25 protein-coding genes, 4 tRNA genes and 1 riboswitch are annotated in these 21885 nt (G+C 54.4%); of the genes, 21 read left to right on the forward strand and 8 right to left on the reverse strand.

The features are described 5' to 3' along the window. The first annotated feature begins 18 nt into the window (after positions 1 to 18). The 3 genes from NZD89_RS07850 to NZD89_RS07860 are packed head-to-tail and all read left to right on the forward strand — an operon-like array spanning position 19 to position 2962. Positions 19 to 1086, forward strand: a complete 1068-nt coding sequence (locus NZD89_RS07850) for an efflux RND transporter periplasmic adaptor subunit (protein ID WP_268007180.1) — start codon at positions 19 to 21, stop codon at positions 1084 to 1086. Beyond that, positions 1083 to 1757 carry an ABC transporter ATP-binding protein gene (locus NZD89_RS07855; protein ID WP_268007181.1) on the forward strand — a complete coding sequence of 225 codons (675 nt, stop codon included), beginning with the start codon at positions 1083 to 1085 and terminating at the stop codon, positions 1755 to 1757. The genes NZD89_RS07850 and NZD89_RS07855 overlap by 4 nt, the downstream gene beginning before the upstream one ends. A gap of 11 nt (positions 1758 to 1768) precedes the next feature. Then, positions 1769 to 2962, forward strand: a complete 1194-nt coding sequence (locus NZD89_RS07860) for an ABC transporter permease (RefSeq protein WP_431308758.1) — start codon at positions 1769 to 1771, stop codon at positions 2960 to 2962. 24 nt (positions 2963 to 2986) lie between these two features. Here the strand turns inward: NZD89_RS07860 and NZD89_RS07865 are convergent, their stop codons facing one another. Further along, positions 2987 to 3841 (reverse strand): zinc metalloprotease HtpX, encoded by an 855-nt coding sequence (locus NZD89_RS07865; protein ID WP_268007183.1) that lies wholly within the window; start codon positions 3839 to 3841, stop codon positions 2987 to 2989. Positions 3842 to 4029: 188 nt separating this feature from the next. Between NZD89_RS07865 and NZD89_RS07870 the strand changes: the two genes are divergently transcribed. From NZD89_RS07870 to speD, 4 genes are all read left to right on the forward strand, one after another. Then, positions 4030 to 4335, forward strand: coding sequence for a hypothetical protein (locus tag NZD89_RS07870; protein WP_268007184.1), 306 nt, complete (start codon positions 4030 to 4032; stop codon positions 4333 to 4335). Positions 4336 to 4356: 21 nt separating this feature from the next. Then, complete coding sequence (locus tag NZD89_RS07875; protein ID WP_268007185.1) at positions 4357 to 5490, forward strand: glycosyltransferase family 4 protein; 1134 nt, start codon at positions 4357 to 4359, stop codon at positions 5488 to 5490. A gap of 11 nt (positions 5491 to 5501) precedes the next feature. Further along, positions 5502 to 6185, forward strand: a complete 684-nt coding sequence (locus NZD89_RS07880; RefSeq protein WP_268007186.1) for a rhomboid family intramembrane serine protease — start codon at positions 5502 to 5504, stop codon at positions 6183 to 6185. Between the two features lie 212 nt (positions 6186 to 6397). Then, a complete protein-coding gene (gene speD / locus NZD89_RS07885) occupies positions 6398 to 6781 on the forward strand; it encodes an adenosylmethionine decarboxylase (protein WP_021296972.1) in 384 nt (127 codons plus the stop codon). A gap of 82 nt (positions 6782 to 6863) precedes the next feature. Here speD and NZD89_RS07890 read toward each other — a convergent pair whose 3' ends face one another. Further along, positions 6864 to 7370 carry a hypothetical protein gene (locus NZD89_RS07890; RefSeq protein WP_268007187.1) on the reverse strand — a complete coding sequence of 169 codons (507 nt, stop codon included), beginning with the start codon at positions 7368 to 7370 and terminating at the stop codon, positions 6864 to 6866. 135 nt (positions 7371 to 7505) lie between these two features. Here NZD89_RS07890 and NZD89_RS07895 point away from each other — a divergent pair. The 5 genes from NZD89_RS07895 (at position 7506) to NZD89_RS07915 (ending at position 8961) form a co-directional block, all read left to right on the forward strand. Beyond that, a tRNA-Ala gene (locus NZD89_RS07895) sits at positions 7506 to 7580 on the forward strand. Positions 7581 to 7669: 89 nt separating this feature from the next. Then, a tRNA-Phe gene (locus NZD89_RS07900) sits at positions 7670 to 7745 on the forward strand. 12 nt (positions 7746 to 7757) lie between these two features. After that, positions 7758 to 7832, forward strand: a tRNA-Gly gene (locus NZD89_RS07905). Positions 7833 to 7934: 102 nt separating this feature from the next. Further along, positions 7935 to 8008: transfer RNA gene (locus NZD89_RS07910), tRNA-Cys, on the forward strand. Between the two features lie 195 nt (positions 8009 to 8203). Continuing rightward, positions 8204 to 8339, forward strand: a riboswitch (cyclic di-AMP (ydaO/yuaA leader). A 7-nt stretch (positions 8340 to 8346) separates the two neighbouring features. After that, positions 8347 to 8961, forward strand: coding sequence for a cell wall hydrolase (locus tag NZD89_RS07915; RefSeq protein ID WP_268007189.1), 615 nt, complete (start codon positions 8347 to 8349; stop codon positions 8959 to 8961). 382 nt (positions 8962 to 9343) lie between these two features. On the opposite strand, the gene NZD89_RS07920 is transcribed toward NZD89_RS07915, so the two are convergent. Both NZD89_RS07920 and NZD89_RS07925 read right to left on the reverse strand, forming a co-directional pair. Further along, positions 9344 to 9550 (reverse strand): heavy-metal-associated domain-containing protein, encoded by a 207-nt coding sequence (locus tag NZD89_RS07920; protein ID WP_268007190.1) that lies wholly within the window; start codon positions 9548 to 9550, stop codon positions 9344 to 9346. 245 nt (positions 9551 to 9795) lie between these two features. Further along, positions 9796 to 9993: a hypothetical protein gene (locus NZD89_RS07925; RefSeq protein WP_268007191.1), complete on the reverse strand. Its 198-nt coding sequence runs from the start codon at positions 9991 to 9993 to the stop codon at positions 9796 to 9798. Positions 9994 to 10377: 384 nt separating this feature from the next. Between NZD89_RS07925 and NZD89_RS07930 the strand changes: the two genes are divergently transcribed. Then, positions 10378 to 10509 carry a hypothetical protein gene (locus NZD89_RS07930; RefSeq protein ID WP_268007192.1) on the forward strand — a complete coding sequence of 44 codons (132 nt, stop codon included), beginning with the start codon at positions 10378 to 10380 and terminating at the stop codon, positions 10507 to 10509. Between the two features lie 94 nt (positions 10510 to 10603). On the opposite strand, the gene NZD89_RS07935 is transcribed toward NZD89_RS07930, so the two are convergent. After that, entirely contained in the window at positions 10604 to 10870 is a 267-nt protein-coding gene (locus NZD89_RS07935) for a hypothetical protein (RefSeq protein WP_268007193.1), read from the reverse strand. Between the two features lie 95 nt (positions 10871 to 10965). Between NZD89_RS07935 and NZD89_RS07940 the strand changes: the two genes are divergently transcribed. Next, positions 10966 to 11739: an alpha/beta fold hydrolase gene (locus NZD89_RS07940; RefSeq protein ID WP_268007194.1), complete on the forward strand. Its 774-nt coding sequence runs from the start codon at positions 10966 to 10968 to the stop codon at positions 11737 to 11739. 5 nt (positions 11740 to 11744) lie between these two features. Here the strand turns inward: NZD89_RS07940 and bcbE are convergent, their stop codons facing one another. Continuing rightward, positions 11745 to 13034, reverse strand: coding sequence for a bacillibactin exporter BcbE (gene bcbE, locus NZD89_RS07945; protein WP_326492920.1), 1290 nt, complete (start codon positions 13032 to 13034; stop codon positions 11745 to 11747). 330 nt (positions 13035 to 13364) lie between these two features. Here bcbE and NZD89_RS07950 point away from each other — a divergent pair, with 330 nt between their 5' ends. The 4 genes from NZD89_RS07950 (at position 13365) to NZD89_RS07965 (ending at position 16410) form a co-directional block, all read left to right on the forward strand. Then, positions 13365 to 14459 carry a G1 family glutamic endopeptidase gene (locus NZD89_RS07950; RefSeq protein WP_268007195.1) on the forward strand — a complete coding sequence of 365 codons (1095 nt, stop codon included), beginning with the start codon at positions 13365 to 13367 and terminating at the stop codon, positions 14457 to 14459. A gap of 129 nt (positions 14460 to 14588) precedes the next feature. Further along, entirely contained in the window at positions 14589 to 14786 is a 198-nt protein-coding gene (locus NZD89_RS07955; RefSeq protein WP_268007196.1) for a hypothetical protein, read from the forward strand. A gap of 227 nt (positions 14787 to 15013) precedes the next feature. Next, positions 15014 to 15982, forward strand: coding sequence for an NAD(P)H-dependent flavin oxidoreductase (locus NZD89_RS07960; RefSeq protein ID WP_268007198.1), 969 nt, complete (start codon positions 15014 to 15016; stop codon positions 15980 to 15982). 251 nt (positions 15983 to 16233) lie between these two features. Further along, positions 16234 to 16410 carry a cold-shock protein gene (locus NZD89_RS07965; protein ID WP_268007199.1) on the forward strand — a complete coding sequence of 59 codons (177 nt, stop codon included), beginning with the start codon at positions 16234 to 16236 and terminating at the stop codon, positions 16408 to 16410. An 83-nt stretch (positions 16411 to 16493) separates the two neighbouring features. Here the strand turns inward: NZD89_RS07965 and NZD89_RS07970 are convergent, their stop codons facing one another. Both NZD89_RS07970 and NZD89_RS07975 read right to left on the reverse strand, forming a co-directional pair. Beyond that, entirely contained in the window at positions 16494 to 16820 is a 327-nt protein-coding gene (locus NZD89_RS07970) for a hypothetical protein (protein ID WP_268007200.1), read from the reverse strand. Positions 16821 to 17154: 334 nt separating this feature from the next. Then, complete coding sequence (locus tag NZD89_RS07975) at positions 17155 to 17355, reverse strand: cold-shock protein (RefSeq protein WP_268007201.1); 201 nt, start codon at positions 17353 to 17355, stop codon at positions 17155 to 17157. Positions 17356 to 17651: 296 nt separating this feature from the next. On the opposite strand from NZD89_RS07975, the gene NZD89_RS07980 reads away from it, so the two are divergent. The 3 genes from NZD89_RS07980 to ppdK are packed head-to-tail and all read left to right on the forward strand — an operon-like array spanning position 17652 to position 21832. After that, positions 17652 to 18329 (forward strand): helix-turn-helix transcriptional regulator, encoded by a 678-nt coding sequence (locus tag NZD89_RS07980; RefSeq protein WP_268007202.1) that lies wholly within the window; start codon positions 17652 to 17654, stop codon positions 18327 to 18329. Between the two features lie 18 nt (positions 18330 to 18347). Beyond that, positions 18348 to 19181 carry a pyruvate, water dikinase regulatory protein gene (locus NZD89_RS07985; protein WP_431308759.1) on the forward strand — a complete coding sequence of 278 codons (834 nt, stop codon included), beginning with the start codon at positions 18348 to 18350 and terminating at the stop codon, positions 19179 to 19181. Further along, positions 19178 to 21832 (forward strand): pyruvate, phosphate dikinase, encoded by a 2655-nt coding sequence (ppdK, locus tag NZD89_RS07990; RefSeq protein ID WP_268007204.1) that lies wholly within the window; start codon positions 19178 to 19180, stop codon positions 21830 to 21832. The genes NZD89_RS07985 and ppdK overlap by 4 nt, the downstream gene beginning before the upstream one ends. Positions 21833 to 21885 lie beyond the last annotated feature (53 nt).

Here is a 21885-nt window from a genome sequence, read left to right on the forward strand (position 1 = left end):
AAGCTGGGGGGATACAATGTGCGCGAGTCATCACGAAGGGGCCGGCGTATAGCCATCGGCGCAACTGCCGTCGGTCTCGCCCTCATCACAATAGCCGTACTGACGTTCGTTGACCTTCAACGCAAGCATGCGACACCTGTACTTCAGGTGACCACCGTGCGATTGCAAACGATGAAACGCGTGATTTTTTCCTCTGGGCAAGTCAGGCCGGTACAACGGCAACTCATCCAAGCGAGTCAGTTGACATCCCCTGTAGAGCGCATGGACGTTTCCGTGGGGCAGCACGTGAAACAAGGGCAAGTCCTGCTTCATCTGAACGATACGTCGCAGCAGCAAGCAATTTCCGATGCAAAGGCCGCTGTCAGCGCCGCGCAGGCGGAATACAATCAGGCCGAAGCGGGATACAACAGTGCGCCCACCCTGTTGAAGCAGATGTGGCTGCCACAAGTGGATGCCGCACAGGCTGCCATGACACAGGCGCAGCAGCAATTGAGGAGCGCACAGGCCGCGCTTGCAGCTACGATGATCGAGGCGAGTCTGACTGGCACCGTCATCGTTGCGTCCCCGGCCGGGGTCGACGCGAGTGGGAATGCATCGCCCATCGTGGAGGTGGTCGGGCCGCAAAAACAAATCGTCCTCGAGCTTTCCGAAGTCGATGCTACACACGTAAAATCCGGAATGCCGGTGTCGATCACGAGCGATGCGTTTCCCAACGAGACGTTTCACGGCACTGTCGCCATGGTGGCACCGTTTGCCGAAACGGACCAGAACGGGACTGGCCAAGTCGAGGTGGACGTTCACCCGACGGGGTCGTTTGCGGTGCCGCTTGGGTATCAAGTCAACTGCAAAATAGCCAGTACCACGCACAAAGGGGTGCCGACCGTTCCCTATGGGGCGCTCGTGCAACAGGGAAGCAACTACGCGGTCTACGTGGTGACAGGAGGAAAAGCACAGCTCACGCAGGTTCAGCTAGGGATCACCAACGACACGTCGGTGGAAGTGACGTCTGGACTGCATGCCGGAGAGCGGATCCTGATCAACCCGCCGAGTACGCTGAAAAACGGTCAGGCGGTGACCGTTGGATGATTGCGCTTCGGTCCATTACCAAACGATATGAGGTTGGAGAAGAGACGCTGACTGTCCTCAAGGAGATCGATCTCACCATCGAAGACGGCGAGTTCGTTTCCATCATGGGGCCGTCAGGGAGCGGGAAGTCGACGCTCATGCACATCCTGGGGTGTTTGGATTTGCCGACGGCGGGATCGTATCGATTAGACGATATCGAGGTGGCAGAACGGACGAAACGGGAGCTCGCTCTGCTGCGTAACCAATCGATCGGGTTTGTCTTTCAAAACTTCCATTTGTTGCCGCGCATGTCGGCGTTGAGAAATGTGGAACTCCCGATGATGTATGCAGGTGTCCCACGGGCGGCACGTCGCGCGCGTGCGGCACAACTCTTGACACAGGTGGGGCTTGCGGACCGGGCGCGCCACCTTCCCACTGCTTTGTCAGGGGGGCAAAAACAACGCGTGGCGATTGCCCGGGCGTTGGCCAATTCCCCGCGCTTGCTACTGGCCGACGAACCTACGGGGGCGCTGGACCAAGCGACTGGGGCAGATATTATGGAACTGTTTCGGCAACTCCACGAAGCTGGTATGACCATCGTGATTATCACCCATGATCCGAGTGTCGCTGCATGCGCACAACGCACCATTCGACTAGTGGATGGAGTCATTCAAGAGGAGGGCCGTGCGTGAATTTCGGCGAGATGTTTGTGTCGGCGATGTCGTCGCTTCTGGCGAACAAACTGCGGTCGTTTCTCACGATGCTCGGCATTTTAATCGGCGTGGCGTCCATCATTTCCATTGTGGCCGTCGGAAACGGTGGAAAGCGCGCGATTGTCAGTGCTCTGTCGAGCGATCAAATGCAGAATATAATTCAGATTTTGCCCAAGGAACTGGTTGTCCCAGGGCTTCCACAACCTGGCCAAGTGCTCAGCGTGAGCCAATCCGATCTCGCCATCGCCCAACAGTTTTCCGGCGTCCAAAGCGTCGACTACACCATCACGGGCCAAACCGATGTCAGTGCGGGCACCCATACCGTCAACGCGAGTATTGACGCGGGTCCGGACTACTTAAACAACCTCGCGCGATTCCAAGTGATTCAGGGCCACATGTTCCAACAGTCGGACGTCATCGCGAGTCGACCTGTGGTGCTGTTGTCGAACACGCTGGCCGGGAAATTGTTCGGGAACGGGAACCCTGTCGGGTCAATCGTCACGATTGGGGGCGAACCTTTTCAGGTCATCGGGGTTACTGCGTCTGAGCAAATCAATCTGTTTTCCCTCTTTCTTGGCTCGGACTACGCCTATATGCCGGCGACCACCTGCCTAAATCTGTTTCCTACCTGGGATATCACTGAAATGGACGTTCAGACGCGGCCGGGCGTCAACAAATCACAGTTGGCTAGTCACATCGTGACTGCGCTGAACGTCAATGCGGGGGACGCCAATGCGTTTGAGACGTCTTCTGGGTTTCTCTCGACGGTCGAAGGGACCATCAACCAAGTGACCTCCATTCTCACGCTTGTCATCGGAGCGATTGCTGGCATCGCACTGCTGGTTGGCGGCGTTGGCGTGATGAACATCATGCTCGTCTCGGTGACGGAGCGAACACAGGAGATCGGCATTCGCATGTCGCTTGGTGCAACCCGGTCCGCCATTTTACTGCAGTTTCTCACAGAGTCGGTCATGATTACGCTCATCGGCGGTGTCGTAGGTATTCTCTTGGGCATGGGGGTTGGCGTTGCCGTCAGTGTGGTAACTCATGTCCAGACCTTCGTGCAGTGGCCGGTGGTCGTCTTTAGTTTTCTGTTTTCCGCGGTCATCGGAATTGTGTGCGGGTTATATCCGGCAAACAAAGCAGCGCGCCTAAATCCGATCGACGCGCTGCGGTATGAGTAATGTGCGGGTTGCCGGATGAGGGAGTTAGCGCAGGTGCGTGACGCGCATGTTTCGCAGGCGTCGAATGCGCTCTTCCATCGGTGGGTGCGTACTGAATAGGTGCAACAGGGACTCCCCTCGCAGCGGATTCATGATGAACAAATGCGCGGTGGAGGGGTTCATTTGTCCGAACGGTTGTCGTTTATAGGACTCGAGCCGTTCGAGTGCGTCCGCGAGCGGATTTGGATCGCCAACCAGCCGTGCACCGAACGCATCCGCCTTGTACTCTCTCGCGCGCGAAATCGCGAGCTGGACCATCGACGCCGCGATTGGACCGAGGATCATGAGGGCCAGTTCAGCGGCGACGTTGCTATTGTCCTCTCTGTCGTTCCCGCCAAACCACATCGTCCACTGGAACAAATTCGCGATGCTCGTGATGGCTCCAGCCATCACAGCCGCCATGCTGCTGATGAGAATATCACGATTTTTTACGTGAGCCATTTCGTGCGCCAACACGCCCTCCAGCTCCCTGGCAGGCATTACGCGCAAGATCCCCTCAGTTACCGCTACCTTCGCGTGGGCAGGATCTCGGCCCGTGGCAAACGCGTTCGGTTGGTCTGAGGGGGTGATGTATATTTCAGGCATGGGGACGTTCGCGCGACGCGCGAGTCGGCGAACAATCTGGTACACCTCCGGCACCTCTCGCTCGGAAACCGGGTAACTACCAGTCATGCGAATCGCCATGGTCCCGCTCGTCCAGTAGGCGATGGCGTTCATCGCGATGGAAATCAGCAGGAAGATGAGCATTCCCCGTGAACCGCCGATGAAGTGCCCGATGAGTACGAGAATCACCGTGAGTACTGCCATGAACGACCACGTCTTAAGGGTGTTCACCATCATCTGTCCTTCCTTTAGAAAACTCGACCTGAGTGAAGACAAGCCGTCTGTGGGACAGCCTACTTCAATTTTAGCGTAGAAAACCGGACTCATGCATGTGCGCGGGAGATCCGCTTCATTTGTGTGCTCAAATTGGTTTGGTTATACTAAAACTATGCATCGTGGGGTTCACGAACTGAAGGATGGGGTATATGCGGTTAGGAGTCAATATCGAATACGAAGGAAGAAACTACGATATCCTTGAGTTGCCTCCCGAGGCGTTCGTTCATCTGATTCCGTGCATGAGCAAACAGCAATATCGCCGGATCAGCAGTCGCTTTGAGGAAGTATGGCCAGAGCCCACGGTTTTGCGGAATCACTTGTTGGCCTTCACTGCGGAAAAGCTGGGGACGTCAGTCGATTTCCTATTTTTATACCGCGATGCATTTCACTTTGATGACGAAGAAATGGAACGCTACATCGAGTGTCACACGAAGCACGGACATCGCCCTTCGTGACCTAACACCTGGAGGAACAACATGCGCACAGTTTTCGTATTTTTCGCGGGAAATGAGCGAGGGGGTGCGGCGGCGCACATCAATACACTCGCTCGAACGGTTGTGCGTTTCGGGAATCCTTCGCGCTACAGGTTCGTGAGCTTAGGCTCCGGACCGTTGGCGGACACTCTGTCGAAGACCGATGTCCGCATGCACAGGATAGAAGGCGGCACGCTGGCAGCGGTTTCACAGTTGAGGCAACTGCTTCAAACAGAGCGGGAAGTATTATTACACGCCCATGGACCACGGATGAATATTCTCGCCGCACTGGCTACGCGGCGGCATCGCGTGCCGTGGACGTCCACGATTCACAGCCATCCAGCATACGATTTCTTAGGCAGTTCACTCAAATCACGTCTTTATCCCAAGTTACACATGTGGAGCTTAAAGCAGGCGATGGGGCTATTTATCGTTCAGTCTTCGCTCGCCGAGGTACTTCCGACCCGTACCGTGCTCGATGTTCCCAATGCGGTAGACCTGCCGCCGCTGTCGCGAGGACGGGCGGAGTGTGCGGCTCTTTGGCGGGATCGACTGGGGATTGCACAGGATGCGAGATTGATCGGGGTCGCCGCTCGCTTTGACCCGGTCAAGAACCTCGACGTTTTGATTCGTGCGATGGCGCGTCTTCAGACGCAAAACGCACACCTGTTGCTTGCGGGGGACGGAGAGATGCGCCAGTCTCTCGAACAACTGGCTGTTCGAGAGGGCGTGGCGGATCGAGTTCACTTTTTAGGGTTTCTCTCCGGGATGGCTGATTTCTACGGGGCAATTGAGATTCACGTGCTGCCGTCAAAGAGCGAGGGAACGCCGTTTTGTATTCTCGAGGCTGGAACCTATGGGGCGGCCAATATCGGGTCGGATATCCCGGGGCTGCGGGCATTGCTTAAGGATGGACGAGCTGGTGTATTGACCCCGGTCGGGGATGCTGGGGCCCTGGCGACAGACATGGATACACTGTTGCAGAGAGAGGACGAGCGCACGAGGTACGTGAACGCGTTCTCGCAACTCGTGCTCCCGGACTTTGCACCGCAAAAAATGCTTGAAGCGTACGAGCGGGGATATACGGTTCTCGAGGAAGACATTCTTCGGTTCCGCCAATTTACCCGCTCTTCCTAAGGATGGGTGAGATGAGGCGCAATGGCATTTTTTCTCGTCGTCTGACGACGATAGCTGGGTGGCCTGCCACCTGGAAAATGATCGCCATCACCGTGGCTTGGTATGCGATTGTACAGAGTGTGTTCGGGCACAGTACTGAAGGCGACGCTAGGGCGGGTGCAATGGTTGGCATGTTTGTCACGCATGGACAAGTCTTTCGCCTGCTGACGGCGACGTTTGTTCACGTATCGGTGATGCACCTTCTCGTGAATATGATTTCGTTGTGGACACTCACGGCCGTAGAAAGTTTGTTGGGCACGAACGTCTTTCTGACGCTTTATCTCGTGAGCGGACTCTTCGGGAATGTACTGACGCTCGCGTTTATCCCGGTCAACGATGTGAGTGCCGGTGCCTCCGGCGCGATTTTTGGCTTGTTCGGAGCGATGCTCGCGCTGTCTCTTCTACGGATACTGCCTGGAGTGGTGCGCAACCAGTTGTTGTTCATCTTGGCCATCAACGTGGTGTTGGATTTCACGAATCATGACATTAACTGGTTGGCTCATCTTGGTGGGATGATTGCTGGGATGTTGCTCACACTAATTTACGTAAAAGTGAACCAAAGGCCTTCTGTGTGGCGCATTGCAGCGGTAGGGATGAGTGGGTTAACCGCCTTGTGCCTCGTCGTCGCACTATTTGCACCGTTACCTGTGATCTAAAAGTTGGTTCGTAATTCGTTGTTGCAAATTGTCGCATCAGATCTTATACTATGCTTCGTAATCTTTGCTTGGCTCCGTTTCTCAATACGGAATCCGGCTCTACACTTAAAGGGTTAGGACCTCTACGGACTAACTTTCCCCCGTGGTGTAGGGACGATTCCACATGCCGAGTTGATGGCATGGCCGAATTGGCTCAAAGGGGGATTTTTGCTGTGGATACAATGGGTCGTCATGTTATTGCCGAACTTTGGGGTTGCAACGCAGACAAGTTAAACGATGTTCAGGGTATTGAACGTACAATGGTAAATGCAGCACTAGAAGCGGGTGCCGAGGTTCGAGAAGTGGCATTTCACAAGTTTGCACCTCAGGGTGTGAGCGGTGTTGTCATCATTTCCGAATCCCATCTCACCATCCACAGCTTTCCGGAGCATGGATACGCGAGTATCGACGTGTACACCTGCGGAGAACGAATTGATCCGAATGTGGCATGCGACTATATCACGAAACATTTAGGTGCAACACGCCTTGAATCGATAGAAGTGCCACGCGGTGTCGGTCCAATTCAAGTTAATGACGTAAAGGTACGGGCGTTCTAACGTCAGCACTGCGGATAACAAAAAGGGCAACAGCACAAGCTGTTGCCCTTTTTGTGTCGCCATGCGGCGACACCAGTTATGTTTATTTCGTGCTGTCGTCTCGGTTTGCAAACACCCGCTCGTTGTGCGTTGGCAGGCGCTTGTCGACAAGAATGCTTCCGTTGCCAGCGTCGACGACGACCAGATACTTGTCCTCGTCGTCGCGGACGATAGACATATACACCAAGTTGGTTCGAATATTGCGAAGCTGAATGTCATCCACCGTCATCCCAGGATGTTCTGCAACGACAGCCTTTTTCGCCGCACTGGGAGAGCATTTCGCATACTTTTGAAGTTTCTTGGTGTACGCATCGTGGCTCGCCTGATAAGCTGCACGTAAGGTGTCTCGCGTCACCTGGACACTTGATTTGATATCTCCCCAATCGTGTATGTTTGGACCCTCTGTACTTTGCACGTTGGCGGTCACAGGATGCAGTGTTGTATGTGTGGGTGTGGTCTTCGGGTGCGACGAGCCATCTGCGGCAAATACGGTGCAAGTGGTGCATGTCAAGCATCCGATTACAGACAGGCTCACGAGCCACTTCTTCATATCACAGTCCTCCTTGGAGTTACGTTCAAAGACATGTTGTCCATCAAAATCCAAATTTATGTAATTTGTTTCCCGCAATACAATACTTGCGCAAGATGGTCTATTCCTGTACAATAAGGAACGTTCTCGAGTAACGGGGCCGTAGCTCAAGGGGAGAGCACTACGCTGGCAGCGTAGGGGTTGTGGGTTCAAATCCCATCGGCTCCACCAGAATATTGCATTGATTAAATTTGAGATATATTCCGGTATGTTGACATAGCTTCCTTTTGTACTGTATATTACTTTTCGCGTCGTTACGCGGCTCGGTAGCTCAGTCGGTAGAGCAGAGGACTGAAAATCCTCGTGTCGGCGGTTCGATTCCGTCCCGAGCCACCATATGCTGAATATGCGGAAGTGGCTCAGGGGTAGAGCATCGCCTTGCCAAGGCGAGGGTCGCGGGTTCGAATCCCGTCTTCCGCTCCACGAAGCGAAGACGGGCTTCTCATCCAAGGGTTCCCCCGTTTCACGGGACTAGTTCGAGCCGTCGGCTCGAACGGCGGAATCCCGTCTTCCGCTCCATGTTGTGGCGCCATAGCCAAGTGGTAAGGCAGAGGTCTGCAAAACCTTTACCACCGGTTCGAATCCGGTTGGCGCCTCCAAGTAAAGCAAAAAAGAGCGCGGTTTCCCATGTGGAGCCGTGCTTTTTTGCGCTTTCGAAACGGTATGTCTACAGATGGACTCCCCGGTCAGTCAAACCACCTTTGGGCATCCATGGACACAGAAGCGGGAACTCCCGCTGTTTCATCATTTTTGCGTATTCTGTTACAGGCGAAGAGGTGTTATGCTTTGTCGATGTGAACAGAAAGCCGAATCGTCCAATCAGGATGTACGGGGGATAAATAGATATTTGGGGTCAATCGCCGCAAGGCGACGGGTGTCTCGTCATCCGAACCCGACAACTAACCTCGGAGGCTCAAAACGAGAGGACGTGGGATACATGCGTTTGTCGCGAACGATAATCGGTGTGTCTGCGGCTGCTACTGTCTGGAGTCTTACGCTTAGTTCGGCCCTTGCGGCCACCAATACAAACGCAGTGCAGCCGTACCAATCGGGGTTGACTGCGGATAACACAAAATGGGGGCCGATGGAACCCTCACTTACTTCTACACCTAAAGCTGTTTCTCATCGCTCGCACGAGCATCGACCGCCCAAGACGACAACACAACGAGCTTCCAGTGCATCTGCAGAGAATCTCTACTGGATGGAGCACGTCATCAACGCTGAGGCGGGCGGCGAATCGCTCACTGCTCAAATCAGTGTTGGGGATGTTGTCCTTCATCGTCTACAGAGCGGGCAGCACGGTGGAACTGTGCGCGATGTCGTGTTCGAGGAGACTGGTGGGTGTTATCAGTTCTCCTGCGTGCCAAATGGCGCGATATATAAGACTCCAAATGCGTCGAGTGTACAAGCGGCTAAAGACGTTTTGCAACATGGTGAGGACGAAGTGCCTCATGCGATGGTGTTTTATAATCCATCCGAAACTTCATCTGATAACTGGGTCCGGTCACAAACTCGCATCATTCAATACGACCACCTGGTATTCGCAAAGTAATGTATCACCTTAGGCGCTGTGGGATCACCTGCGGCGCATTTTTTATTTCCAAGCCGTTTTTCTGTGTGTGATAGTCCAATTTGCGGGGAATTGAAGCATATACAGCCGGATGTAAAAGACATAGGCTGTCACCCGCGTTTGCTGACCGTGGAATGGCATATGTTACCCATGTATAGCCGCCTAAAAGGGGTGTGTTCGAATGACACACTTAAGGTATGACAGAAGCATGAAAGTGCTGGCTGCGGTCGTCATCGGTGTGGCCTTCGTCCCACTGGTCTATGCTTTCGTTCGGCGGAACTGACTTGTGGTGGTCATTCATTTTACGACTGCGTCCGGTAGACAGGCATTGCAGAACCGTGATTCTGCAATGCCTGAGCTTCCCTCAATGCGAATCGCAATTCGCGCGATTTACGACATCGCGGATAAATGAGTCGGTCGTTTCATCGTCGTCGTAAGTGATCGTTGCCACTTTGTCGGCTAGATCCACATCTAAATTCCTGATTCCTTCGACCGTATGCAGGGCATTGGATACGGAATTCGCGCACATGGCGCAGGTTGCACCTTCGAGTGTAAGAGTTGAAATGGTCAAGCGATAACCCCCTCCGAATGACGAACTTCTACTTGCTTAGTCTCTCTGTCGGTGATCGGCTTTATTCGAACATGAGCACTGTGTGGGGGCACCACACGCGAGGAAAAACGTGCCCGGCGGCCTGTCCCGAGCAAATTTTTGGGGAATTTAAACTCATACATTGCGACGATGTGTTGTAAAATCGAATTCGTGTGAGGACACCTGAGCACAAAAAAGAAGCCCATTCAGGAGGGCTCTGTGGAATATTATCGGTTCTCGCCAGGCTGTGTCGTCGAAGAGGAAATGGATTCGCGAATCCATTGCAATAAATCAAACCCACGCAACTCCGGGTGGGATCTCATGCGTAGCGCTGCGATTTCTACACGCCAACGCTCAGCCCCGGTTTGCTGAATGACGTCTTCAATTGTCACGCGTTCTGCTTCCGTGAAGGCGAACCCTTCCACAACAGTCACCTCTCACAAAAAATCAGAGTGAATTGACTAGTGAACAGGTTGTTAAACAAACTAGTGGTTTGTGATTAGGAAGATTATAAGGTGCTGAATGTGCGAAAGGTGTCGAACGAGCGCATACCACATAATTTTTTTTGTGTAGTGGAACCACGGTTGGTCTCGGCGCCTGAAAATTTATGAAATGGGCCATCGAAGACATCGTTTCGAAAGGCCGTTGGCGAAGTCGCGTTTGGCAATCGAAAGTGCTCGTTCGACCGCTCGATTTTGCAGAGGTTGTTCCCAACGCCTGAATCGAGCGACGCGAAAGGCGTTCTACCTTACATGATTCGCTTCCTGATGGTCCACGCTACACAAGGAAGTGAAGGAGGGGGAATCCAGATGCGGAATCTGTATGCATTCATCTGTGCTGGACTGTTGTGTTTCGCGGTTTGTGCTGGCAGTGTCGTGTCCTTCGCGCACAACGGATTGGCAAACGGATACGGTCATACGAAGCATCACCCGACGCACTGAAGCGCGTCGACCGACAAGTTGCTCCGGTGGCCAAGACCGCGGGTTTACTGGTGTTGGCCACCCTGCGCACGCTTGGCGACGGACGCCTGCGCATTTATTCTTCAATCGCGGCGAGTAAGACCTGTGCCATATGTCGGGCTTCAGACTTGCACAGCTCGAACTCCACCTCTTGTGACACATGACTGATGAGTTGAATAATCTCCGTACAACCATGAGAACAAATGAGATATTCTGGATACTTTGCTTCCGACCGAGGCACCTTGCGGGCGCAAAATCCGGATTGGAATCCTCCCAGTGTCGCACCGCAGATTTCGCACATATCATCGCCCCCCGCCACTATTCGGCCGACATCTTCCTTCATACCGGCGCTCTCCTACGTAAAATTTGGCCAAACTGGGTACTCTGAACGTAATTACGTTATGCAGGCAAGACCTGTTTGGGGAGAGAGGTAAACACGTGCCTATTGCGTTCGTCAACGGCATCCACATCGCATACCACCGGATTGGACAAGGAGTACCGGTTATCTTTATTCCGCCGCCGATGGTGGGAACGTTCGTATTCTACAAACAGGCCATCGAGTTATCTAGGCATTTCGATGTGATCCTGGTGGAACTTCGTGGCCACGCGCGAAGCGACGTTTCGAAGGAATACTTGTCATACAGTATTATAGTGGATGATATCCGAGCATTGATGGATGAACTCAACATTGACCGCGCAGTCCTCGTCGGGTATTCGTTGGCAGGCCAGATAGTGCTCGAATTCCTGAGCAAGTATCCGAGTCGCGCTTACGGCGCTGTGCCTGTAAGTACGTTTTCAGAAGTCTCCGACCTTCGCCTGAAGACCGAACTGAACACGGCACTTCAGCTCGTGGAGCATAGTGGAATGCACACGTTGGCGTTCTGTCTGGCGCTCGCAAACGCGGACACGGTGCGCGCGCTGCGAAATATGTACCGCACAGGTGTGGCGTCAAACCGGCGCAACGTGATCGATCTGTTTCGCGAGGCGCTGACGTATCAATGTACGGAACGACTCGCTGAAATTGGCATGCCCATCCGGCTGATTTTCGGGGCCAAAGACGTACGTCTGTTTCGTTACCGGGACTTGCTTTCGCAGTGTCTTCCTAATGCTACAAAGGTGATTATTCCTGGGGTCAGTCATCAAGTCCCGACCAAGGCGGCCGAGACTTTGAACGCAGAGATTCGCGATTTCGTGACGTATCTACACACCTAAACGGCCTATGCAGGCCCTGGTTTGGTGGATTTGCTTCGCCCAGTACCACGGTGCACGGAATCGAAGTGCTGTACATTTTCGGTTTTCTGCGCGTTCGTTCCAGGCTTGATAGCAAATAGCGAAAGTACCGCCGATATGGCACACAGTCCACTGATACTATAGAATACCGCCTGGTGCGACACTTTCGACAGGAGGGACACCGCCGGCGGCCCAGCTGCGACTCCAATGTAGCGCACGCTGCTATACAGCGAGGTGACTGTCCCACGTTCCTCTTTGTCGATCCCCCCTGTGATCAGCGAATCCAAACATGGCAATACCAGGCCGATGCCCGCACCGCCTAAGAAGAGGGCGCTGACTAGCAAATAGATGTTGTCTACGGTGGCGCCAGCGGTAATGGCCGCCGTCTGCACGACGCATCCGGTAAACGAGAGCCACTTCATCAGTCGTTTGTTATCTTGAATGTATTTGCCTGTGATGAACGACGTAATACAAAGCGCCAGAAGGGGAATCGCCAGGATGAGTCCCTTGAGCACGCCTTTGATGTGAAAATCGTCTTCGAGTTTGGACGACAGGTAGAACATGGAACCGAAGATCACAAACATGCTGATTCCGCCTATGGTAAAAATGGCGACTAGCCATCGGCCCTTCTGCGCAAAGATCTGTTTCATCGACGAGAGAAATTCGCGGAATTTCACCTTTTTTTGGTCGGCCCTTCTCGGAACTTTGACCAACCACGCCACGAGCACGACAGAGACCAGACAAAATACCGGTATCGACAAAAACGGGAGATACCAGACTACAAGGGCCAGTGTGGCGCCCAAGATAGGGCTCAACACCTTCCCGAACGTATTGGCGGTTTCGATAATGCCCAATCCTTGACTGACGTCGTCGTCGCTCTTAAACATGTCCCCGACGAGCGGTAAGACAATTGGGAAAGCGCCTGCGGCACCAATTCCCTGCAGCAATCGGCCAATCAGGATTACCCAATAGCTGTCCTTCAAGAACCATGCGGCCAGCCCCGAGACGAGGCCGCCGATAGCTGTGATGATGAGGCTCGGAATGATGATCTTCTTGCGACCGTACTGGTCAGACATGTATCCGGCGACAGGGATGAGAAAAATGGCGACTACAGAGTAAACCGTGATGATCATGCTCACCTGTAGAGATCCGATTTTCAGCTGTCGCTCCATTTCCGGGAGAACGGGGATGAGCATTGAGTTGCCGAGCGTCATGATGAGCGGGATGGACGCCAATGACACAAGGTCTAACTTTTTATTGGCTTGCAACGCAATCACCCAACTTTTCTCAAAGTGACATTTTGGTGATACATCTTGACCCGGTAACGAACCCGTGTGGCCATAACATGTCCAAGTCGGGCTTGGTCGATGTACCGTCAACCGCCTCGGTGAATCGTAAAGATTGTATTTGCCAACGGGAATTTCTAAACAATCGGACCGATTTACAGTTGAGCCAGAAAACCGGAATTCTTGAATTTGGAGGATCGGACGCGACAACTGTGGAATGTAACTTATTAGATCGCGGTACGCGATTTCGAGCCTACTTCAATTATCAAATTCTATAGTTTCTACTGTAAATTAGTTCGCAGTGTATGGAGGAATACACCAGTGAAGCACACACGTAAGCCTACACGCAAAGCGGCGCTTTGTGTCCTCACGTTCGCAGGATTGGCGGCTGGTGGGTATGGATACGCAAGCAGCCACTTGGCTGTCTTTACTTCTAAGGGAAGCGCGGCAGACATGTATCTGTCCCACAACCATTTTGAGCGGGGCAATTGGGGTGAAGACGGCCCCGGTTTTCAAGGGTACCCGTACCCATCTTCTGAAACTACGAGCTCTACTCCATCTAGCATTACGAGTTCGACGAGTCCGGCTTCGTCAAGCTCGACTGACTTGCCTGGCGACACACAAGCGTCAGGCAACTGGGCGGGTTATGTGACGAACCCTGCCACGTCGTCCGATCTGTACACAAGTGTGAGCGGTTCGTGGACGGTACCGACCATTTCCAGCGGATCTCAGGGAGTCGCGGCGCAATGGATAGGGCTTGGCGGGGTCTCCTCCGACGATTTGTTACAAGTAGGAACGATGGAACAAGTGCAAGGTGGGACCACCGTCGATACCGTGTTTTGGGAAAAACTCCCCAGTGCTGCGCAAAACGTGATGACGGTGTCGGCGGGATCGACCATAGACGCGAGTATTAAACAGGTATCTGGGAGCAATTGGGACGTGACCATTACGGCGAAGTCCTCGACGGGGCAGACCCAGTCGAAGACCATCCCGGTTACGTTGACAAGCAGTTATGCAGAAGGCATTGGGTCATCCGCAGAGTGGATCAGTGAAGATCCGTCGGACATGAACGGGCAATTATATCCTCTCGCCAACGCCGGTACAGTGAACTTCCGTTCGGCGACTGTCGACGGGCAGGCTCTGAACGATAGCGCCAACCAGGTGGTGCCTATGGCGCTGGTCACCGACGAGGGACAATTGTTGATCGCACCGTCTAGCCTTGGTTCCGATGGGGAGTCGTTCTCCACGGTGACGGAGGACGTAGGTGCCTCCTCTTTCGGGCAAGGGTACTCAGGGGAGACTGGAAGAGGCGGCGAGCGAGGGGATCGTAGATTTCATCGGATGCCGACAGGTGGAGCGCCTTGGGAACGGGGTGCACGATTTGTCACGGGACAGTTTGGCGGAACCGAACGATAAACTTCATTACACTTGTGTCTCAACATCCACATATTAGGTTGTAAAATGACGATTTGAAGCAAAAACTACCCCAAACCGCCCTTCGACGAATGGATGAGATTCGTAGAGGCCGAGATTGGGGGATTCACGATGGAAGAGAGACCGACGAACGACAACTTCGACATGGAACCGTCCTTTGGTGCACCTTCTGATGCAGAAGAGCTGGACGGAAACGAAATTACACAAGAACAAATTCGCGACGTGTATTTTGCCGGCACCAGTGATGGGGTTGTCTATCTAGGCGGGACGAAAATCCTCAATTTGGAGGATGGGGAACAATCTGAGTAGTCTTCAAGGGGATTTCGAATCACAGCTCGTATCATAAAACCCGTGGAGAAGCTCGAATCGAATGCCATTCCTGCGGCTTTGTCGTCGCAATTTCTTCGAGTGAATCTTCAAGCCCTCACCTTGTCTGTCACACGGTTTGTGTGGCAGACTTTTTTATGGAACCATCACTGTATTTCATCGACGTGAAGACTCGTGTGTTCGTGTGAGTCGAACAGGAGGTAGCGCGCTTGTTACGTAATTCATTGACGCGTGTGTTACAGATCCGCTATCCGATCATCCAAGGAGGGTTGGCCTACGTCGCAAACGGAAGGTTGGCGGCGGCTGTCTCGAGCGCGGGCGGGCTCGGGCAGGTAGGTGCCGCGGGCAGGACTCCGGAGGCGTTTCGCGAGCAGATTCACGTGGCGAAGTCCCTGACGGACAAACCGTTTGGCGTAAATATCCCCGTCAGTCGACACACGGACAATTCCCCTTACATTCAAGTTGCACTCGAAGAGGCCGCAAACATCGTGTCAGTCAGTCTTTCGGCGGGAGACCCGCGACCGTTTGTGCCAGGTTTGAAAGCGGCCGGTCTTAAGGTGTTATTGGTCGTGGCGACTGTTCGCCAGGCGCGCCGGGCGCAAGAGGCTGGCGCGGACATTCTCATTTGTGAAGGGTTTGAGGCAGGGGGGCATGACAGCCCGTTGGAAAACACGGTTTTCACACTCGTACCGCAAGTCGCCGAAATTGCAGAGGTGCCAGTCGTTGCGGCCGGTGGAGTTGCGAGTGGCAGGCAAATCGCGGCCGCTTTCATGCTTGGAGCGCAGGGCGTGCAAATGGGTACACGGTTTGTGGCGACCGTGGAGTGCGAGGCCCATGAGCGCTACAAGGACCTGCTGGTTCAGGCGGGTGACGACGGGACGGTGGTGCTTGAGCGGACGCTCGGTGTGAGTACGCGTGTTCTGAAGAACGATTACGTGGCGGCGGCATTAGACGTGGAACGAGCGGATCCCTCTGGCCTAAAGCTTCGTCCGCTCATGACTGGCGAGAGAAACCGGCTGGCCGCAATTGAAGGGAGAACAGACGAGGGCTACCTGTACGCGGGGCAGAGCGTCGGCCTCATCTCTTCCGTGGTACCAGCGGGGCAGGCGATTGAGCAAATCGTCGAGGAAACGCGTGCAGCCCTCGGCCACTCGAGCGAGTATGGGGCCTGGCTATAAAGCCGAGGGACGGGTAGCTTTGGGCAAACGGCGATGGAATGGGCCGTAAATGGATAGCATACTGGACTCGGATCTCCGCGCACCAGTGGTTTCGATTGCCGTTCGTTTGTGGTATACTGAAATTGGTAAACTGATTGTGTATTTGCCTGCGACTCTCGTCTACTTGGGGGTCGCTTCCTTTATCATGTTACACAACGTACTCCTGGAGTGTCCTCGCTTCGCGACCCTGAGATGGTAAGGAGATGTAGTGCATGTTTGGCAAACGCAATGACGAAGTGGTTCCAAACGTCGAAACCCCGGTGTGGTCCTGTACCAGCGACACGTGTAACGTCTGGATGCGTCAAAATTTTTCCTTTGATGCAGAACCCCGATGCCCGATTTGCCAGTCGCCCATGACACAAGATGTACGCGAATTGCCAGAAATCTAAGCAGAGCCGCACTGTGTGCGCCTCTATATTATGTTGTCTGCGCGACAACAGACGCCTCGGGTTGCTGAGGCGTCTTGTTCGCGTTACGAGTTACTCGTTCGCTGCTCGCCCACTTCAGGACTGCTAAACAAGCTGACCACGCCAGAGAGCAACAGCAGGACACCCGAAGGAAGGTACGAGAACGTCACGAAAATAAAGCCGAGAACTGCAGCGACAATCATGATGACGCCACTGAGTTTCGGGGTGCGCCGAGCCATCAACGTCGCAAATACACTCACTGCAGACACGACGAGCATACCGATGGTGTGGTAGTTCACGCCAGGGTAGTTCCCGTAGTTCTCCGCCATTTTAATCAGACTTTCGACAACTCCGATCAGACCCGCTATCAGGCCAAGTAGGAGTGGGATCATAGAGGGTACTCCTTCCAAAGTTCCATGAAGTCACTTCTTAAGTTTAACGGTTCAGAGTAGCAAATACAAAGGTGTAGAAATAGTTTTGGCGAACGAGTCGTGGAAAATACCAACCTTATCAAGGGACTGTTTCAGGAGGATAGGGTAGTAGTTTGGTGCGAGGCAAGGGTGGATCGCGAAACGGCGACACGCGCGCCCACGCACTCGACGAACGATAGAACGGAAAGACCTTCTAGTCCTCTGACCGTCCTGCTGGGTGCGACCTGCTGAACATAGAAAGGGGCCATCCCGAGCCATCGTCGACGATGGCTTTGGGATGGCCCCTTGATACGAATTAGTATTTTACAACGTTTGCTGCCTGCGGGCCCTTTGGTCCTTCGACGATGTCAAAGGACACGCGTTGACCTTCGTCAAGCGACTTGAAGCCGTTGCCTTGGATTGCGCTGAAGTGAACGAACACGTCGTCGCCGCCCTCGACTTGGATGAAGCCAAAGCCTTTTTCCGAATTAAACCATTTTACGATACCTTCCTGCATACCGATTCCTCCATGGTGCGTACGCACTAACAAATTCATTTGCACAAACAAAGCCGCCCGAGTACTGACCCATTAGAGGCCAGACCGCGCGGCTCATGCATTATCAGTATGATAACATGCAAATGGGTATTGGCATCATCGTACACGACCGATACATGCAAGTCAAACATATTTGTCAAAACTATCTGTAGTTTCTATATTTCATTGTTCTTACGCGCTGGAGCCATCTAGATTGATCAATGTTGCGTATCAATCAAAAATAATACGTAATAATACGTGCATACGGATGGATTGGCGTGTATAATTTGGATACAAGAACTTGTGGGGGTGAATCGGTTCTGGAGTATACGAAGAGGCAGTCCGATATCCTGAAGTTGGTTCAGGAACGTGGGCCCATCACGGGCGAGCAAATTGCCGATGCTCTGGGGGTCTCGAAGCTCACCCTTCGGTCGGACTTATCCGTCTTGACGATGACGGGGCGGTTGCGAGCTCGGCCACGTGTTGGATATACCTACAACCAATCACACGAAGTGGAGTCGCGGCTGTCGGTGTTGCACGAACTCACGGTATCCGACTTCTTAGCGGTACCCGTGTCGGTTAGCGAGTCATGTTCGGTGTACGACGCGGCCGTGACGATGTTTTTGGAGGACGTTGGAACGCTGTGCGTGGTGGACAATGCAAATCTGGTTGGGGTGCTGTCGCGCAAAGATCTCCTCAAGGTGACGCTCGGCGGTTCAGATACCAAATCTTTGCCGGTGACGTTAGCCATGACCAGAGTGCCACACGTCGTCACCGTGTCGCCCGAGTCTTCCCTGTACGATGCCGCGTTGCTGATGGTCCGCCACGAGGTGGACGCGTTGCCCGTCATCAGGGTCAGCGACACGCCGGAGCAGGGCGCGAAGGTTGTCGGTCGGATCTCGAAGACCACCATTACGCGCGCGTTCGTGGAATTGGGCCAAAAGTTCAGCGTATAGAGCGGATAGAAGGAGGCACTGCGGGTGAGTGGTGTTCAACCGACGGTCTACATTGTATCAGATGCGATTGGCGAAACGGCCGAGTTTGTGGCGAGGGCGGCCGCGAGTCAGTTCGACGAGTCGCACGTCATGTACCGAAAGTATGCGGGTGTAAAGGACACACAGACAATTGAGCGCATCGTATCGCGCGCAAAAGAGGAAGAAGCGTTCATCGCCTTCACATTTGTGATACGTCCGCTGCGAGACGCACTTCTCGCCGAGGCGGCGGCACACGGGGTAGAGGTCGTCGACATCATGGGTCCCATGTTGAACGCGTTCGAGCGTCTGCTCGGGCAAGTTCCAATTGGCCGTCCGGGTGTCGTCCATCAGCTTGATGCGGATTATTACCGCCGCGTCGAGGCGGTAGAATTCGCGGTGAAGTATGACGACGGGAGGGATCCACGAGGGCTTGCCCGCGCGGACGTCATCCTCATCGGCGTTTCCCGGACCTCGAAAACGCCGCTCAGCATGTACTTGGCCCACAAACAGTTGCGCGTGGCCAATGTGCCTCTGGTGCCCGAGGTGACACCGCCGCCGTTTCTGTTTGAAGCCGGCGGCCGGGGCAAGGTCATCGGCTTAACCATCCGGCCTGAGAACCTTCACGTCATCCGAAAACAGCGATTGCAGGCGCTCGGTCTCGTAAGTCAAGCGAATTATGCGAGTGATGAGCGAATCTTGGAGGAACTGGCCTACGCTGCAGACGTGATGAAGCGAATTGGCTGCCCGGTGATCGACGTGACAGATAGAGCGGTCGAGGAAACCGCCAGCGTCATTCAAAATTACTTGCCAATCGAGGAGGATCATTGGATATGAGCAAATGGGTCTATTTGTTTGACGAAGTGACAGAGCCCGACAAGATGCTGTTAGGTGGAAAAGGGGCGAACCTCGCGGATATGACGAATCACGGCTTGCCTGTGCCGCCTGGCTTTACCATCACAACGCAGGCCTGCCATGCCTACACAGACGCCGGAGATACGTTGACTTCCGAGATGCGAGCGCAAATCGAGTCGGCCATCGGCGAGATTGAGCGGCGCACTGGGAAGGGGTTCGGCGACGCGAGCAGGCCGCTGTTGGTGTCGGTTCGCAGTGGAGCCCCTATCTCGATGCCAGGAATGATGGACACCGTATTAAACCTAGGCTTGAATCACGACACGGTGGAGGGCTTGGTGACAGTCACAAACAACCCTCGCTTCGCGTATGACAGCTTTCGTAGATTTATCCAAATGTTCGGAGATGTTGTATTGGGAATACCCCATCACCAGTTCGAACACATTCTTCAGGGAATCAAGCGCCTTCACGGCGTGACAGAGGATCAAGCGGCGACCGCGGAGATCTGGAGGCAGGTTGTGGACGAGTATTTGGCGCTCGTCGAACGCGAGAGCGACGCCCCATTCCCGATGGATCCGCACACTCAGCTCGACATGGCCGTCGGGTCGGTGTTCCGTTCCTGGCGGAACGCTCGGGCGATTGTCTACCGTCGGGTGCACCACATTCCCGACACGCTGGGGACGGCCGTGAACGTTCAGTCCATGGTGTTTGGAAACATGGGAAACGACTCCGGGACAGGGGTCGCGTTCACCCGCAATCCATCCACAGGCGAGAACGAGCTGTTTGGCGAATACCTGATCAACGCCCAGGGGGAGGACGTCGTCGCAGGCATTCGCACGCCGTCGAAGATCCACACGTTACAGCAGGAGATGCCTGTCATTTACGAATCGTTTGTCGACGTCTGCCGGCGGCTTGAGAATCATTACAAAGACGTTCAGGATATCGAGTTCACGATTGAATCGGGTAAGTTGTACTTGCTGCAGACAAGGTCTGCCAAGCGCAGCGCGCAAGCGGCTGTGAAGGTGGCGGTCGATCTCGTCCATGAGGGCGTGATCGACAAAATGACAGCGATTGCACGCGTCAGCGCGGAACAAATCGATCAGCTGCTGCATCCGAGTATTGACGAAAGCACGCCGCAGAACGTTCTCGGTACCGGGTTGCCGGCTTCGCCTGGTGCGGCGAGCGGACAGGTGGTGTTCGACGCCGACCTCGCGGAAGAGCTCGGGCGAGCTGGAACCAAGGTGATTCTGGTGCGCACGGAAACAACGCCGGAAGACATTCACGGCATCGTCATGGCTCAGGGAATTCTCACGAGTCGCGGCGGGATGACCAGCCACGCGGCGGTGGTTGCCCGGGGAATGGGGAAACCGTGCGTGTGCGGATGCGACGATTTGGTCATCGACGAAGCGTCGCGCACGTGCAGACTTGGCGGACACACCATCGCAGAAGGGGACATTTTATCCATCGACGGCGGGTCTGGGCGAATTCTCGAGGGAGAAATCAAGCTCGTCACACCGGAGATGTCGGAAGCGTTTGAATGTCTGATGAAGTGGGCGGACGATGTTCGCCGGCTCGGCGTGCGGGCCAATGCGGACACGCCAGACGACGCCGCCAAAGCACGTTCCTTCGGGGCGGAGGGCATCGGATTGTGCCGGACGGAACATATGTTTATGGACGCAGACAGGTTACCGGTGGTGCAGCAGATGATTCTCGCATCGTCGCTGGATGAACGGGCTCACGCGCTCGAGCGCCTATTGCCGATGCAACGCGGCGACTTTTACGGCATTCTCCAAGCGATGGACGGATTTCCGGTCACCATTCGCCTGTTAGATCCACCGCTGCACGAGTTTCTCCCCAACATGGAGGAACTTATCGCCAAGCAGGCCGAGTTGAAGGCGACGTTGATGTATGCGCCGAGTGACGATGCAAAGCTGGCGCTAAATGACGTCACCGTTTTGCTCTCCAAAGTTCGTACCCTGCACGAGATGAATCCGATGCTGGGACATCGCGGCTGTCGACTGGGACTGACCATGCCGGAAGTATACGAAATGCAAGCGCGCGCCATTTTCGAGGCGACCGTAGCTCTAATTCAAGAGGGTCGCAATCCTCGTCCGGAGATCATGATCCCGCTCGTCGGACACGTCGAGGAGCTGCGGCGAATGCGGGAATTGGTGGAGCGCGTCGGGGCGGACGTCGCGCGCGACGCAGGTGTGGATTTGTTGGTGCCGATTGGGACGATGATTGAGGTGCCGAGAGCGGCCCTGACCGCGGACGAAATTGCGCCCACGGCTGATTTCTTCTCGTTCGGGACGAACGACCTCACGCAGACGACGTTCGGTTACTCTCGTGACGACGCGGAGGGCAAGTTCCTGCAGTGGTATGTACAGGAAAAAGTCTTGCCTCAAAACCCGTTCGCCTCGCTAGACAGAGAAGGCGTGGGTCAACTCGTCGAGATCGCAGGGCGCAAGGGGCGCAGCAAAAAAGTCTCGTTGAAACTGGGGGTTTGCGGCGAGCATGGGGGCGACCCAGATAGTATCTCCTTCTTTCACAACGTGGGGCTGAACTACGTGAGTTGTTCACCGTACCGCGTACCTGTGGCGAGACTGTCTGCTGCACAGGCCGCGCTGTCTCTGTAGTGGTTCCGTTACGCCGTGCACCAATCGGGTCATCCGCCCATACGATGCAGAAG

The organism is Alicyclobacillus fastidiosus, assembly GCF_026651875.1.
Classification (GTDB): Bacteria; Bacillota; Bacilli; order Alicyclobacillales; family Alicyclobacillaceae; genus Alicyclobacillus; species Alicyclobacillus fastidiosus.

Excerpts from the sequence above, each read along its gene's own strand:
- NZD89_RS07935 (WP_268007193.1), bottom strand. The coding sequence starts at position 10,870 with ATGAAGGAAGATGTCGGCCGAATAGTGGCGGGGGGCGATGATATGTGC.
- NZD89_RS07970 (WP_268007200.1), bottom strand. The coding sequence starts at position 16,820 with ATGATCCCACTCCTACTTGGCCTGATAGCGGGTCTGATCGGAGTTGTC.
- NZD89_RS07865 (WP_268007183.1), bottom strand. The coding sequence starts at position 3,841 with ATGATGGTGAACACCCTTAAGACGTGGTCGTTCATGGCAGTACTCACG.
- NZD89_RS07870 (WP_268007184.1), top strand. The coding sequence starts at position 4,030 with ATGCGGTTAGGAGTCAATATCGAATACGAAGGAAGAAACTACGATATC.
- NZD89_RS07875 (WP_268007185.1), top strand. The coding sequence starts at position 4,357 with ATGCGCACAGTTTTCGTATTTTTCGCGGGAAATGAGCGAGGGGGTGCG.
- NZD89_RS07955 (WP_268007196.1), top strand. The coding sequence starts at position 14,589 with ATGGAAGAGAGACCGACGAACGACAACTTCGACATGGAACCGTCCTTT.
- NZD89_RS07855 (WP_268007181.1), top strand. The coding sequence starts at position 1,083 with ATGATTGCGCTTCGGTCCATTACCAAACGATATGAGGTTGGAGAAGAG.
- ppdK (WP_268007204.1), top strand. The coding sequence starts at position 19,178 with ATGAGCAAATGGGTCTATTTGTTTGACGAAGTGACAGAGCCCGACAAG.
- NZD89_RS07890 (WP_268007187.1), bottom strand. The coding sequence starts at position 7,370 with ATGAAGAAGTGGCTCGTGAGCCTGTCTGTAATCGGATGCTTGACATGC.
- NZD89_RS07965 (WP_268007199.1), top strand. The coding sequence starts at position 16,234 with ATGTTTGGCAAACGCAATGACGAAGTGGTTCCAAACGTCGAAACCCCG.
- NZD89_RS07975 (WP_268007201.1), bottom strand. The coding sequence starts at position 17,355 with ATGCAGGAAGGTATCGTAAAATGGTTTAATTCGGAAAAAGGCTTTGGC.
- NZD89_RS07880 (WP_268007186.1), top strand. The coding sequence starts at position 5,502 with ATGAGGCGCAATGGCATTTTTTCTCGTCGTCTGACGACGATAGCTGGG.
- NZD89_RS07915 (WP_268007189.1), top strand. The coding sequence starts at position 8,347 with ATGCGTTTGTCGCGAACGATAATCGGTGTGTCTGCGGCTGCTACTGTC.
- NZD89_RS07930 (WP_268007192.1), top strand. The coding sequence starts at position 10,378 with ATGCGGAATCTGTATGCATTCATCTGTGCTGGACTGTTGTGTTTCGCG.
- NZD89_RS07860 (WP_431308758.1), top strand. The coding sequence starts at position 1,769 with ATGTTTGTGTCGGCGATGTCGTCGCTTCTGGCGAACAAACTGCGGTCG.